Origin of the sequence: Paraburkholderia phymatum (assembly GCF_038900715.1) — a bacterium.
In the GTDB taxonomy this organism is placed as follows: Bacteria; Pseudomonadota; Gammaproteobacteria; order Burkholderiales; family Burkholderiaceae; genus Paraburkholderia; species Paraburkholderia phymatum_A.
Genome location: NZ_JAYMRZ010000002.1, coordinates 361,187 through 373,261 on the forward strand (window position 1 = coordinate 361,187; position 12,075 = coordinate 373,261).

Annotated in this window: 13 protein-coding genes and 1 pseudogene; 4 read left to right on the forward strand and 10 right to left on the reverse strand. The window is 59.4% G+C overall.

Annotation, left to right across the window (positions count from 1 at the left end; genetic code table 11):
* Positions 1-203 precede the first annotated feature (203 nt).
* Both VSR68_RS04905 and VSR68_RS04910 read right to left on the reverse strand, forming a co-directional pair.
* Positions 204-1,394 carry an acyltransferase gene (locus VSR68_RS04905; RefSeq protein ID WP_342938712.1) on the reverse strand — a complete coding sequence of 397 codons (1,191 nt, stop codon included), beginning with the start codon at positions 1,392-1,394 and terminating at the stop codon, positions 204-206.
* 163 nt (positions 1,395-1,557) lie between these two features.
* Entirely contained in the window at positions 1,558-3,471 is a 1,914-nt protein-coding gene (locus VSR68_RS04910) for an AAA family ATPase (RefSeq protein ID WP_342938713.1), read from the reverse strand.
* Between the two features lie 545 nt (positions 3,472-4,016).
* Between VSR68_RS04910 and VSR68_RS04915 the strand changes: the two genes are divergently transcribed.
* Both VSR68_RS04915 and VSR68_RS04920 read left to right on the forward strand, forming a co-directional pair.
* Complete coding sequence (locus VSR68_RS04915) at positions 4,017-4,322, forward strand: hypothetical protein (protein ID WP_342938714.1); 306 nt, start codon at positions 4,017-4,019, stop codon at positions 4,320-4,322.
* Entirely contained in the window at positions 4,319-4,648 is a 330-nt protein-coding gene (locus VSR68_RS04920; protein ID WP_342938715.1) for a hypothetical protein, read from the forward strand. Before VSR68_RS04915 ends, VSR68_RS04920 begins: the two co-directional genes overlap by 4 nt.
* A 136-nt stretch (positions 4,649-4,784) precedes the next feature.
* Here VSR68_RS04920 and VSR68_RS04925 read toward each other — a convergent pair whose 3' ends face one another.
* Together VSR68_RS04925 and VSR68_RS04930 are read right to left on the reverse strand one after the other, a co-directional pair.
* Positions 4,785-5,705 (reverse strand): PilZ domain-containing protein, encoded by a 921-nt coding sequence (locus VSR68_RS04925; RefSeq protein ID WP_342938716.1) that lies wholly within the window; start codon positions 5,703-5,705, stop codon positions 4,785-4,787.
* Positions 5,706-5,913: 208 nt separating this feature from the next.
* Positions 5,914-6,360: a cupin domain-containing protein gene (locus tag VSR68_RS04930; RefSeq protein ID WP_342938717.1), complete on the reverse strand. Its 447-nt coding sequence runs from the start codon at positions 6,358-6,360 to the stop codon at positions 5,914-5,916.
* A gap of 280 nt (positions 6,361-6,640) precedes the next feature.
* Between VSR68_RS04930 and VSR68_RS04935 the strand changes: the two are divergent.
* Positions 6,641-7,065 (forward strand): annotated as a pseudogene (locus VSR68_RS04935) (VOC family protein).
* A gap of 166 nt (positions 7,066-7,231) precedes the next feature.
* Entirely contained in the window at positions 7,232-8,179 is a 948-nt protein-coding gene (locus tag VSR68_RS04940; RefSeq protein WP_342938718.1) for a LysR family transcriptional regulator, read from the forward strand.
* Here the strand turns inward: VSR68_RS04940 and VSR68_RS04945 are convergent.
* From VSR68_RS04945 to VSR68_RS04970, 6 genes are all read right to left on the reverse strand, one after another.
* Positions 8,176-9,066 (reverse strand): LysR substrate-binding domain-containing protein, encoded by an 891-nt coding sequence (locus VSR68_RS04945; protein WP_342938719.1) that lies wholly within the window; start codon positions 9,064-9,066, stop codon positions 8,176-8,178. The genes VSR68_RS04940 and VSR68_RS04945 overlap by 4 nt on opposite strands.
* 130 nt (positions 9,067-9,196) lie before the next feature.
* A complete protein-coding gene (locus tag VSR68_RS04950) occupies positions 9,197-9,403 on the reverse strand; it encodes a tautomerase family protein (RefSeq protein WP_342938720.1) in 207 nt (68 codons plus the stop codon).
* Between the two features lie 26 nt (positions 9,404-9,429).
* A complete protein-coding gene (locus tag VSR68_RS04955; protein ID WP_342938721.1) occupies positions 9,430-9,660 on the reverse strand; it encodes a tautomerase family protein in 231 nt (76 codons plus the stop codon).
* A gap of 26 nt (positions 9,661-9,686) precedes the next feature.
* Positions 9,687-11,096: an MmgE/PrpD family protein gene (locus VSR68_RS04960; RefSeq protein ID WP_342938722.1), complete on the reverse strand. Its 1,410-nt coding sequence runs from the start codon at positions 11,094-11,096 to the stop codon at positions 9,687-9,689.
* A gap of 157 nt (positions 11,097-11,253) precedes the next feature.
* The gene (locus VSR68_RS04965; protein WP_342938723.1) at positions 11,254-11,565 is read right to left on the reverse strand and encodes a DUF4148 domain-containing protein; all 312 of its coding nucleotides are present in this window, start codon (positions 11,563-11,565) and stop codon (positions 11,254-11,256) included.
* Between the two features lie 212 nt (positions 11,566-11,777).
* Positions 11,778-11,906 carry a hypothetical protein gene (locus VSR68_RS04970; RefSeq protein ID WP_342938724.1) on the reverse strand — a complete coding sequence of 43 codons (129 nt, stop codon included), beginning with the start codon at positions 11,904-11,906 and terminating at the stop codon, positions 11,778-11,780.
* Positions 11,907-12,075: the final 169 nt, after the last annotated feature.

The following is a 12,075-nucleotide window of genomic DNA, read 5'->3' on the forward strand; positions in this document are numbered from 1 at the left end:
ACGGGGCGCGGCGGCGAGCGTCCGGAAGCCGCGACAGGAAAACAGGCACGGCATCTACCCGCGATTGCATGCGTGCTGGGTCGCGTTGCAATTGCCGAAAGGCTAGTGAGTACTCGTGCGGTCGCTGACGATGTGCATTCACCCACTATCAACGAGCTTTCAACGAATGAAGCATCGCACTCACTATCCGGACGCATCTCTCATCAAGCGCGCCGGGCCGGGTAAAAACGCCCGTCGACGTGCGAGAGCAGCTTGCGCGACAGTTGCGTCGCGCGGCCCTGTATCAGCCGGTCAGAGAGACGCGAGAACCCATACGACGCAGCGAGCGCGATCAATACAGTCGCGACGAATAGCGCAATCGACATGTCCTGGTCGCTCTGCCTGAATACGTCCGCGAAGAAATGAAATGTCGCGTACACGCAGATGAAGTGCCACAAATAAATGCCATAACTTTCGCGGCCTAACGCCGCTGCACATCGACGGAAGACGAACGCACCGCGCGATTTCATCAGATCGCGAATCGCATCGCACTGCGAGCCCACGAACAACAGGAACGCAACCGCGCTGAATGCGGCGAATACGGGCGCGAATTGATGTCCCTTTGCGAGCCATACGCCGAGCGCGGCCGTCGCAAACGCAAAGCCGAGAGCAAGACCGAAATAGAGCCACGCCGCGCGTCGCGTGACGTTGGACGTACCCATCAAATGCGAACGAAAGCCATACCACGCCCACATCCCGACGATAAAGCACGGCCCTTGCACGGGCGGCCAGAAATAACTGAACGAGTTGTTTCTGACGTGACAGTCGAGTGTGCCGTGGCAATCGCCGATCAACATCGATGCTACCGAAAGTGCCAGCAACACTAACGTCGCCAGCACGAGCCGCACGCGATTCATCGCTGCGAAGAACAAGAGCGGCGCGATCAGATAGAACAGCATCTCGACGCCGATCGACCATCCACCAGGCACGACGTTGTTGATTGCCGTCGGTGACAGCGCGTGAAGAAACAGTATGTTCAGCAGAACATCGAAGGGACCGTGCGAGCCGAGCACCCATGCACGCTCGTACCCCGACTGCATTGCGCCATAGCTTATCAGCCCGTAGACGGCAATCGCGACGTAATACAGCGGAGCGATGCGAAAGAAGCGTTTGATATAGAAACGCAATGTGACGTGACGCGCATCCACGCAACGTGCGTGATCGGTTTCGAGCGTCATGAAGATCGTGATCGCGCTGATCACGAAGAACAGCTGCACGCCGTATTGGCCCATGCGGGCCAGCAACGTCACGGCATGCGGCAGGTTGGGAAACTGAAACGACAGGTGTACGGCGACAACCCCGACGATCGCGAGCGCCCGACCGGCATCGAGCGCGGCAACGCGGCTTTTGTCCATCTGCAAGCCTCCTCGCGCTTTGACTGTGAATTACGCCCAATAAAGGGCCGCGAGGTTCGTCGACAAAATATGTTCGGCGGAAGTTCCTGGTTTTTTGTTTCGATGTTTTCCCGCTGTCTTTTTCGTTGGCGACTGAGGGCACCCGCAGTCGCGCTCGAACAGATCAGGCTGCTGCCGGCTGCTCCGCGAGATGCAGCGCGTCCCGGCTCGCCTTGTGCTCGTCGATCAGCCGATAAACCGTTTCACCCGGCACTGTCTCCGACTCCAGCAACTGGTTTGCAATCGCGCGCAGCACCGGCTCGTTGTCGCGCAACAGCGCATAGCAGGCTTCGTTCAGTTCCTTGAGCAAAATGTTCGCGTGTTCGATCGCGTTCTTCATCTGCAATCCCGCGTATTGCGCAGGCAGCGCGGCAAGACTGAACAGATTGCCCTCGGCGTTAAAGCCGAATTTCGACACCATGTCCAGACTGATTCGCGACGCTTCCTGCAAGTCCTGCGCCGCGCCACTCGATGCTTCCGAGAACATCAGCAATTCGGCATTGCGGCCGCCCAACAGCACCTGAATTTCATTGCGCATTTCGGTCTCGCGATACAGATGCTTGTCCTGCGTCTTCGTGATCAGCGCGACGCCCAATGCGCCGCCTCGCGGCAAAATTGTGACCTCTTCGAGTACGCCGGTGCCAAGCAGCGCGGCAACGAGTCCGTGGCCGGCCTCGTGAACCGCGATACGGGTACGCTCGTCTTCCGTGAGCGCGCGCTCCGCGCCATTCACGTCGCCGATACGCGCGATCTTGATCGCCTCGACAAAATGCTTCGACGCGATCACGTCGTCACCCGCCTTGCGCGCGACGAGTCCCGCCTGGTTGACGACCATCGCGAGCGTCGCGGGCGAAAGTCCCGTGGTCAATCGCGCGAGCTGGTTGAAGTCGATGTCGTCGGCTTTCGATTTCAGCTTCTCGGCATAGAAACGGATGATGTCCGCACGATCTTCGAGATCGGGCAAACGCACTTGCACTGTGCGATCGAAACGGCCTGGACGGCGCAACGCTTCGTCGAGATTGTCCGGGTGATTCGTCGCCGCGACGATGATCACGCCTTCATTCGACTCGAAGCCATCCATCTCCGCGAGCAACTGGTTGATGATGCGATTGCTCTCCGCTTCGACAGGACCGCCGCCCGTGTCTGTGCGTTTGGCGAGGCCGTCCGCTTCGTCGATGAAGATGACGGTCGGCGTATTTTTGCGCGCAAGCTCGAACAGGTGCTTGACCTTCTGAATTCCGACGCCGTAGTACTTCGCGCTGAAATAGCTACCCGTAATCGAAATGAAATTCGCGCCGCACTCGCCCGCGAGCGCCTGCGCGAGTCGCGTCTTGCCCACGCCGGGGCCGCCCGTCATCAGGATGCCGCACGGCGCGCGCACGCCCATGCCGGTGAACTGCTTCGGGTTCGTCAAATAGGCCTGAATGTCGGCCAACGCGGCCTTTGCTTCGCCCGCGCCGATTACGTCGTCGAAGGACAGTGCGGGTGTCTTTTCGAGCAGCCGCGCGCTGCCCGTCATTTCACGGCGCATGAACCACGCGAGCCCGCCGATCAGCAACAACGGCAACAGCAGGCTGAGCACATCGCGCGTCTTGTCGAATGCATCCGCCCAGCGCGCGGAACCCGTGTGGACATTCGCATCGGGCAGCCATACGAGTTGATATGGAGAAAGCGCGTCCGCCTTCATCTCGCCGAGAAGCAGTGCATTCGAAAAGGCTGCGTTGTGATCGGTGACGTAGTACTTCGCTCCGTCGCCCGTCGACACGAGGATCGCATTCGGGCTCACGCCGATGGCCGTCACGTTGTGATCGCGAATGTCGCGCAGCATTTCGGACGCGTCCCTTTCCTGATGGGTCCACGGCGACGTGTCTTTGCGCATTTCGCTCGCGACACCTCCGAGCACTGGCGACGCCATTGCATTGCGCTGCTCGTGGCGTAGATGCAAAAACGTGACAAGCGCCGCGAAGGCCGCCGCGATCACGCCAAGCATCACATAGCGGCCATAACGGGACCAGAACGTATTCTTTGCCGGTTTCATCAGTTGATTCCTAAAACGGGCCAAATCGCGGCCTTCACGAATGAGCGTGAAAAAAATAATAGGGAGCGCACTGCGCGCGATGCGCGCAACGAGGCTGGGTGGAATTGGCCGGGCTGCGTCGGAGCCACGAGCGAGGAAGGGACCAGCTCTTAGTGCAATGACGGTCGGTAAAAAAGAAACGTCCCTTTTTCAACGGCCGTGTACAACCAGCATTATGCCCAGGCCAGCGCCATTTCCAAAACGTAGAAAAGGGCCTGTTTCAGGGTTGATTCCGTTATTTGCCGTGTTTGGAATTGGCGTGGCGGATGAAGGCAGATCGAACGTCGGCCGGAGTGGATGGAATAGATAAAACCGGATGGGTCAGATGCGCACGCGATCGCGCCGGCGCACGAGTGCGTATGCATTGCATACACGCGCCTATACGAACGTATGAAGGATTGACGCCATCGATCAACCGGGTATCCCAATGTAGGGATAGTCGATTTCCTCGCCTCGCTTTATCGTTCATTCAGGCGGCAAAGCATTCATCAGCGAGCGGCCAGTTCGTGATCGACGATATCGAGGTGGCCGGACTTGCCGCGCTTGCCAGTGCGCGCATCCCGACATTGCCTGTTCATTGCATCGCCGACGATATTCGCAATAGAAGGCTCGTTCGGTTATTCGCTGATTCGCACCTTCAAAACATCCGCGTATTTGCCGTCTATTCATGTAGACGTCATGTCGACGCGAAGATCAAAACGCTTATCGATTTTCAGACGTCGTACTGTAGACAAATGCTCGACAGCATTCTTCTGGACGAGCACAAGGACGAGACGCCTGGCCGTCTCGCGCGCGCAGTGGAGAACGTATGATGCACACGATCAGCTTCCCTCACTTTCAGGCACGTTATGCCATTGCGGTTTGCGGTGTCGCGCTTGCCGTGACGTGCGCGTATCAGGCACCGGGTCTGATGCAGGCGATTCTCGTCGTCGGAGCAAATGCACAATTGCCGCTCGAACGCCTTGCCGCTGAAGCCGCATCGCCTGCGCCCGCTTCGGCGACAGTCGTTCCGGAACGCGAGCGAGCGCAGCCACAGAGACCCGAAGGATACGGCCGGGCTGCAGCGCGCAAGCGTCGTGAACCTCATGACATTCACGGCTATGAGCGCAGTGTGAGCGACCATAAGTACTGGACGTAAGCGCACTGCGCATTCTCTATTCGTCACGTCGCCCATACATAAACAAAAACGCGGCGTGTTTCCCTCAGAGCGGATTCGCATTCCTCAGCACAGACGCCAGTATCAACGCGTCGGCCTTTTTCCGTACTGCCGGCGGTTACGCGAACCGCCCTTCTCCCGCTGCGGGATGTTCGCGCGCAACGGCTCCCGTCAGTACATCCAGTACGAAGTCGCTCACGAGCGCGCGCACATCGCCCGACGTATTGCCGAACTCCGCGCCGATCAGTGTTTCGCCGCCCTTCGTGCGCCGGTTGCGCGCAATGCAGTTCAGCGGCGCCGTGCGCACACGGCCCGCGCGCGCGAGTGGGAGCGAGAGCTTGAAGTGCTCGCCGGGCGCGGGCGAATTCGCATTCACGAGCAGGCCCACGCCTGTCGAGCTGAGATCGACCGCGCGTACTTCCGTGCCCGCCATCGGCCGGTCGTTTCTCGACAGACGCGCAGCGACGTCGATGCCCACGCGAACATTGCGTCGCAGCGTGCGCGAGCGGACCTCCGCGGGATAGCGCAAATAGAGCACTTCGAACGGCATCGCGTGTCGGCCGATCACTTCCGACTGGAATGAATAGCGGTAACGCCCCGCGATGAACTGACCGTCGATGGGTGCGCCCGTCGTGAACGCGGGATCGATGTCATTGCCAGTGAGGAGAACACTGACCTTCTCCAGCAGGCCAACGAACTGCGTGCGTGCCGAAATTCCGCTGTCGTCCGCTAGCGTGACGATGAAATCCTCGGGCACGCACCCCGTCGTCGGAAAGCTTCCGATGAAGTCCTGCTCGTCGTAATTGCGGTGCGCGCGCGCGGCGGGTGTGGGCGCGTCGTCTGTCGGCTTCGCATCGTCGCGGTGCTCGCCGGGAAAGGTGTGCCGGTATGCGCCTAAAGCAAACAGCTTCTGGCACTGCGCTTCGCTGTGAACGACATGTCCCCGGCCTATCAGCAGCTTGCCGTCCGCCGTGTAGACGGAGAACGGCAACGGAACCCCGATCGTAACTTCCCGTTGCGACAGCGGCACCAACGGCATGGCTGGTCTTCTCCTCTCGTGGTGTTGTTCGAATTCATCGCACTGCACCGAGATGCCCATTCTCCAATGCGTGCAGTTTGCAAGTATGCACGACGACGAAGTTCACACCAACAGCGCAAACGTTTGTATCGAGCAAGTTTTTGCAGACGCAAGCGCTTGCCCTGGATGGTTGGGTCGGCTAGCCGCGTCGTCACGCGTGCTATCCCGCTCATTGCGGCGCGGCGGGCACCAGTCCGTAGGCGGACATGACGGCAAGGAGCTTCGTGCGATCAGGCGGACCGCCGGCATCGATCACCGCGCCGACATCGCGAAAGTACTGCGCCCCGATATCAGGTGTGAGAACGATAAGCGCGCGTGCCGTTGCGCCGTGCGGATTGCTGAAGGCATGCACCGATCCACGCGGCGTGTGCATCCAGTCGCCAGGCGCGAGATCGCGCACGACGCCATCGACGGCATAGCGCAGCGTGCCCTCCAGCACATAGACGCACTCTTCATTGTTCGTGTGACTATGCGGCGGCGGCACGCGCGAGCCAGTCGGCACCGTCAACTCGAATACGCCCATTCCGCCCGTCGCGGCTCCGTCGATCAGATACCGGATCGTCAATCCGCCGACTGTGATCGGCTCATTTGACGCCGCTGTTGTGTTGTCTGTCATTCCCGGCTCCTTATGTCGCGCCTGCGAGCGCCTGAGTATGATCAAGTGTAGATGAGGGCCGCGCGGCTGCAATAGACGCGTATTCCAGCACCAGCATCGCCGCGAAGCGTTTGCATCATGAGCCGTGACGCGGCACCCGCCATACGATGCGTCAGCACGATGCCCCGATCGCAAATCTCCGTTTCTTTTCGCTCAAGAATCTTTGCGAGCTCGCGTTCCTATAATTGCATCGATCGCGCCGCAAGCCGCGATCGCCCCGACTGCATAGGAAAACCCGACAATGACGACTCAACCGATCACCGCCGGTATCGATCACGTGGGACTAACCGTCGCGAGCTGAACGTGACGCGTGACTTCTTCATCAATTGCCTCGGCTGGACACAGGTCGGCGAAAAACCGGACTACCCTGCCGCTTTCGTATCGGACGGCAAGACCATGGTGACGCTCTGGCAAGTCGCCGATGCCGCCAACCGCATCGAATTCGACCGCAAGACGAATGTCGGGCTGCATCATCTGGCGTTTCGCGTTCGCAGTGAAGAGGAACTCGGCGCAGTGTTCGAGCGTGTGTCCCGATGGCCTGGCGTCAAGGTCGACTTTGCGCCGGAGAACCTCGGCGCGGGACCCAAGCGGCACACGATGATCTACGAACCCGGCGGCATCAGGCTCGAATTCGATTTCGATCCGCGCATTCAGATACAGGCGTGAACAGCACTAGCGGCCGGATTCGCGTTCCATTCTTCAGCGAGACCGCTCGGTTCGTTAGCTATCTCTCGCGGTGATACCCCTATCAAAACAAACCGCGCGTTCTCCCCGGAATCCATTGCTAGAGTAATGGCAGTGCTGTGAAGCAGCAATGGAACGGGAGTTGGACATGGACCAGCTTTACATGTTGAGAGCATTCGTCGCGGCCGCGCAGCATCAGAGCTTCAGCAAGGCGGCCGCGTCGCTCGGCGTCACAACGGGGTCCATTTCAAAGGCCATTGCAAAGCTCGAAGCGTCGATCCAGACCCGCGTGCTTCATCGCACGACGCGATCCGTCACGCTCACGGAAGAAGCGCAATCGTATTACGTAAGCTGCTGCCGCCTGCTCGAAGAACTCGACGAAGCCAATCGCCGCATTACTCGCGAGCGTGAAGTCGACAGCGGTAAGCTGCGCCTTGCCGTTCATCCGACGCTGATCGGCGAGACGTTCTCGCAGTTTCTGGCCGGCTATCGTGCGATTGCGCCCAACGTCAATCTTGTCGCGTCGATACACGAAGGCGCCGTCAATCTCTATGACGGACAGTTCGACATGGCGATGCTTCCGCCGCATCAGGTCGAACAGTCGGCCGTGATCCGGCGGACATTGTTCAAGTCACCGCGAATGCTCACGGCATCGCCCGATTACTTTGCCCGATACGGCACGCCTCGTTGTGCCGCCGATCTCACTGCGCACTTCCTGCTATTGCCTTCGCAGTCGCGTCAGCAAAACTCGAACTACGTGCAGATGATCGAAGACGGCGAGCCGGTGCAGGTAATTCCCGCGTCGTCGATGGATGGCAATGATGTGGTACTGCGTGCGGCGGCGCTCGCGGGTGCCGGCATTGCAGAGCTCCCCGAAGCGATGGTGCGTGAAGATCTCGCGAAGGGCAAGCTCATTCCCGTTCTGCCGAGCTGTTCGCTGTCGGACAGCGAAGTTGAAATCTGCTTGTTCTATTCGCATCGAGAACTGCTTCCCGCGCGATTCAGAACATTCGTCGACTATTGCACCGAGTTCTTTCGCCGCAATAGCATCAGCCGGCGCACCAGGCTCGTTGATACCCGCGCGCAAGCAGCCTAGGCTGCCGCCATTACAACGGGGCCGAGCCCAGAACGCGCCACTTCGACGAATGCCTGCATGGCGCTCGATACATAAGCATCGTGTCGGCGGATGAAGAGCGTCGAGACGCGCGCCGTGCTCGCGGCAACGGAGTGGATCGCGACGATATCCTGTTCGGCTGCGCGCGTGACGACGCCGCGAGGCAGCAGCGTAATGCCGATGCCGGCCGCGATACACGCGATGATCGCATCCAGCGAACCGAACTCGAGCGGTGTCGCGGTGACGATGCCCATTTCCGCAAGCAGCGCTTCGAGCCGCTGACGATACGAGCAGCCCAGCCGAAACACGATCGTCTTGAGTTCCTTGACGGCGGGTAGTGCATCGACCGAACGCACCGTGCGCGGCGTCACCAGCACGAGTTCTTCTTCGAAGATCGTCTCGGCATGCAAATCCGGATGATCGACAGGCCCTGCAACGAATGCGCCGTCGAGCCTGCATTCCGCAACATCTCCCGTGAGACTGCAACTCGTGCCCGTCGTCAGCGACAGGCGGACTTGCGGATACACGCGCGCGAAATTGCTCAATATGGGTGACAGCCTGAGCGCCGCCGTGGTTTCCAGCGTGCCCAATGCAAGTGTGCCCGAGGGCGGTCCGTCATCGAGCGCGGCGAGCTTCGCGTCAGCAAGCAGCTTTGTCATGCGCGCGGCGTACGGCAGCATCCGTTGCCCGGCGGGCGTGAGGCTGACACCGCGTACATGACGATGAAACAGCGCGACACCGATTTCCCGTTCGAGAGAGCGGATTCGCGCCGTTACGTTGGACTGGACCGTATGAAGTTCGGCGGCCGCCCGGTTCATGCTGCCGTGACGGGCAACCGCCTCGAACACCTTGAGGTCGGCGACATCCATGCTGTGCACCTCTATGAGATCGACAGGGCCGTTCGCTGCGAACGGCAACGCAAGGTGGACCTCATCGTACACCAAAGCCTGAATGCGCACTGTCGGAATAAATGTACCGTCACGCATGTCACGCATGCAATCAGCCGCTATTTACTTTCCTGAAGTCCTCTCCATTGATACGGCTCGACACGCTGATATTGGCGGGCGGATGTTCATGCAGGATCACGTTGATGATCTTCGGGTCCGAGCCGATCGAGTCGTGCGTCACCTGGATGATGTCGCGAATGAGCTGCTCGCGGCGCGCGAGCGTCAAGCCCTGTGTGATATGGCATTCGATAAAAGGCACAATGGTTCTCCTGTCTCGTGCAAAGGCTATTTGAGGCGGCTAATCAGGTCTTTGTCATTCGCCGCACCTTCGACGTACTCGGGAAGATGCTCGCCGTGCTCGACGAAGTTGATGCCTCTGCCTCCGCGAAAGACGATGAAGATATCGTTCTTCGTCTCGCATGTCGCCTCGCTGACGACCCGCAGTAGACCCGCTGCCAGCCGGCGTTTCTGCTCGTCTGTTCTGCCGTACCGCATATCGCATGAAATAAGGGCCATTCGAATCTCCTGATTGCCTGAATCGACTATTGAATGCCCGGGTGTGTTGCCCGGAATCCTGCAACTGGACTCGCCTTCGCGAGGAGTTGCATCAACTCCGCGACGGAGTGCGCTTCCAGCGTGGAGACCAGATCGATGACCTGGCCTCGAAGCGCTTCATCTGCGTATTGCTCGCTCAGCCAGTTGAACTTCTCGACGGTGCGTTCCCATGTCAATGGATTATCAAGTCCGCCTTCAAAGCCCACATGTTCTTTCGAATACACGCGGCCATCACGGCATCTGATCGTTATGCGCGTGTTCAAGGCATGCGGATATCGAGCGGAGAACGCCGCGTCGGGGCGTATCGTCACTCTCTTCAGCAATGCCTGGGCATCGGCGGCCTGAACGCGCGCTGGCTCCAGCTGCGCGGGCCCGACCTGATCGTCGAGTAGCGCCGCCGCGATCAGATACTTGAGGTTGTAGTCGGCCTGCTCTTTCGTCTGCGGGTCGTCTTTTGCACCGAAGCCTCCGCCGCCCGCGATGTCGTATCCCGTCTGAAAGATGTCGCACACTACTTCTTCTATATCGCTACTCGTCAGGCCATGTTTGCGCTTGAGTTCCAGTGTCGCTTCAAGCACGGGCTGACCGTGAATCAGCGAGCAGTACTTCTTCATGATCGTCTGATGCACGACGTCGAGCCGTTTGTCGTCCCAGTCGATATCGAGCGGCTGATCGAACATGCGCACGAGCCCATTGGGGCCTTCGAACAGTCGAAGCGGGCCCGTGAATCCGCGTTTGGCCAACGAAGCCGAATACACGGCCCGCATGCCCGTGATGCCCGGCGAAAAGCCCTTCCATTGCGACACGGGTTCGGAATGCACGCAGGAAAGTGAGATGTTGTCGACGGTTGCGATCGCGATCGCGTGCGCGATCTGATCGGCGCTCAGGCCGAACAGCTTGCCCGCGCCTGCCGCCGACGAGATCGCGAGTTGAATCGCGTGATTGAAGCCCTTCCCCATCACGGGGACGATCGCGGTGATTCGGCATCCGATCTCGTATGCAATCGCCAGCGCGAGCATGAAATCCTCGCCGCTCGCCGATGCATGTTCGGCGGCTGCGAGTATCGCGCCGAAGTTGTCGCTCGGATGACAGAGGCCGCCTGGCGACATATAGCTGTCGAGCAGATCCACGTATCGCACGAGACCCGAGTTGTATAGCGCGGCCTGGTCGGGCGTAGTCGTGCCGCCGCCTATCAGCGTGCACGTGCCGCCGCCGCGATACTCGTCGAACTGTTCTCTGAGCGCCTTGAATGGCGTGCCTGGCAGTGCGGCGATTGCGCAGCCGAGGCTGTCGAGGATGTTGCGCCTGAACGCCTGACGAGCCTGCGGCGTGAGATCGAAGAAGCGTGCTTCGTCGGCGAATCTGCCTATACGTTGCGCAGTGGTCAGGGTGCTCATTGGCCGGAAGTCTCATGAAAAACTGATGACTCAATGTCGCACCCGTCATGCAGAAGATCAAGCGAAGGGTTTGAATACGGCTATCTGCACGGCAGATACCTCGCTTGCCCTCCGCGTCGAAGCTCTGCTTCGACTTCGACGCGTCAACACGTGTCGATCAAGAGTGGGCGTAAACAGGACCGAGCCCGATGATCTCTTTCGCCTTCGCAGGCACCCACGATGCCGATGCCGTATCCGCAGGCGCGCCATATGAGTTCGCCACGGCATCGCGCTGTGCATCGATACGCGTGAGAGCGGCCTGGATGTTCTGCGGATATTGCGTCTCGTCGCTCGCCGGGTTGTAGCCGGCCTTTTGCAATTCGACCAGTTGCGCGCGCACTTCGGCACGCGTGACGGGTTGATTCGATTGAGCGAACGAAATAGCGGGAAGAGCGACGACGGCGGCAATAATGAGCGAGCGGAGTTTCATGGTTTCTACCTCACGAAATGAATTGATTCAAAAAGTGGATCGCCATCGATTTCAGACTTCGATCAGTAGCGATCCCTGACGTGTAGATAGTTAAACCGGTGAAAGTATCTGCTTTGTGTCCGGCGTGAATCCGTATTGCAGCATTGAGTATCCGACTGTGTCGCCTATACGTATCGATACAAACTCCGCGCGGCCGCGATCTTTCGATCGCGCTACGTCCGGGATTTCCGGCGCTTTTCGGAAGGCTGGCTCGCGCTGATCAGCGAACACTGAACGGGGTGCGCGATTTCGACGGCGAGTCCACCAGCAAGCAAGAAGAAGATAGCCAACAGACGTTTCATGTTTTGCTCCATCGTTTGTCAACGCCTGTTTATAGCCCAATCGGCACGGTCATTTGTGTCCCAATGTATCGGGCGCGGCCTCCGATACATGACGATTCAAATGCCCGACAGTCCGACACAGCCCGGATACGCGCAGCCGCTTCAATACGGTCATTCCTTCTCGATTGTC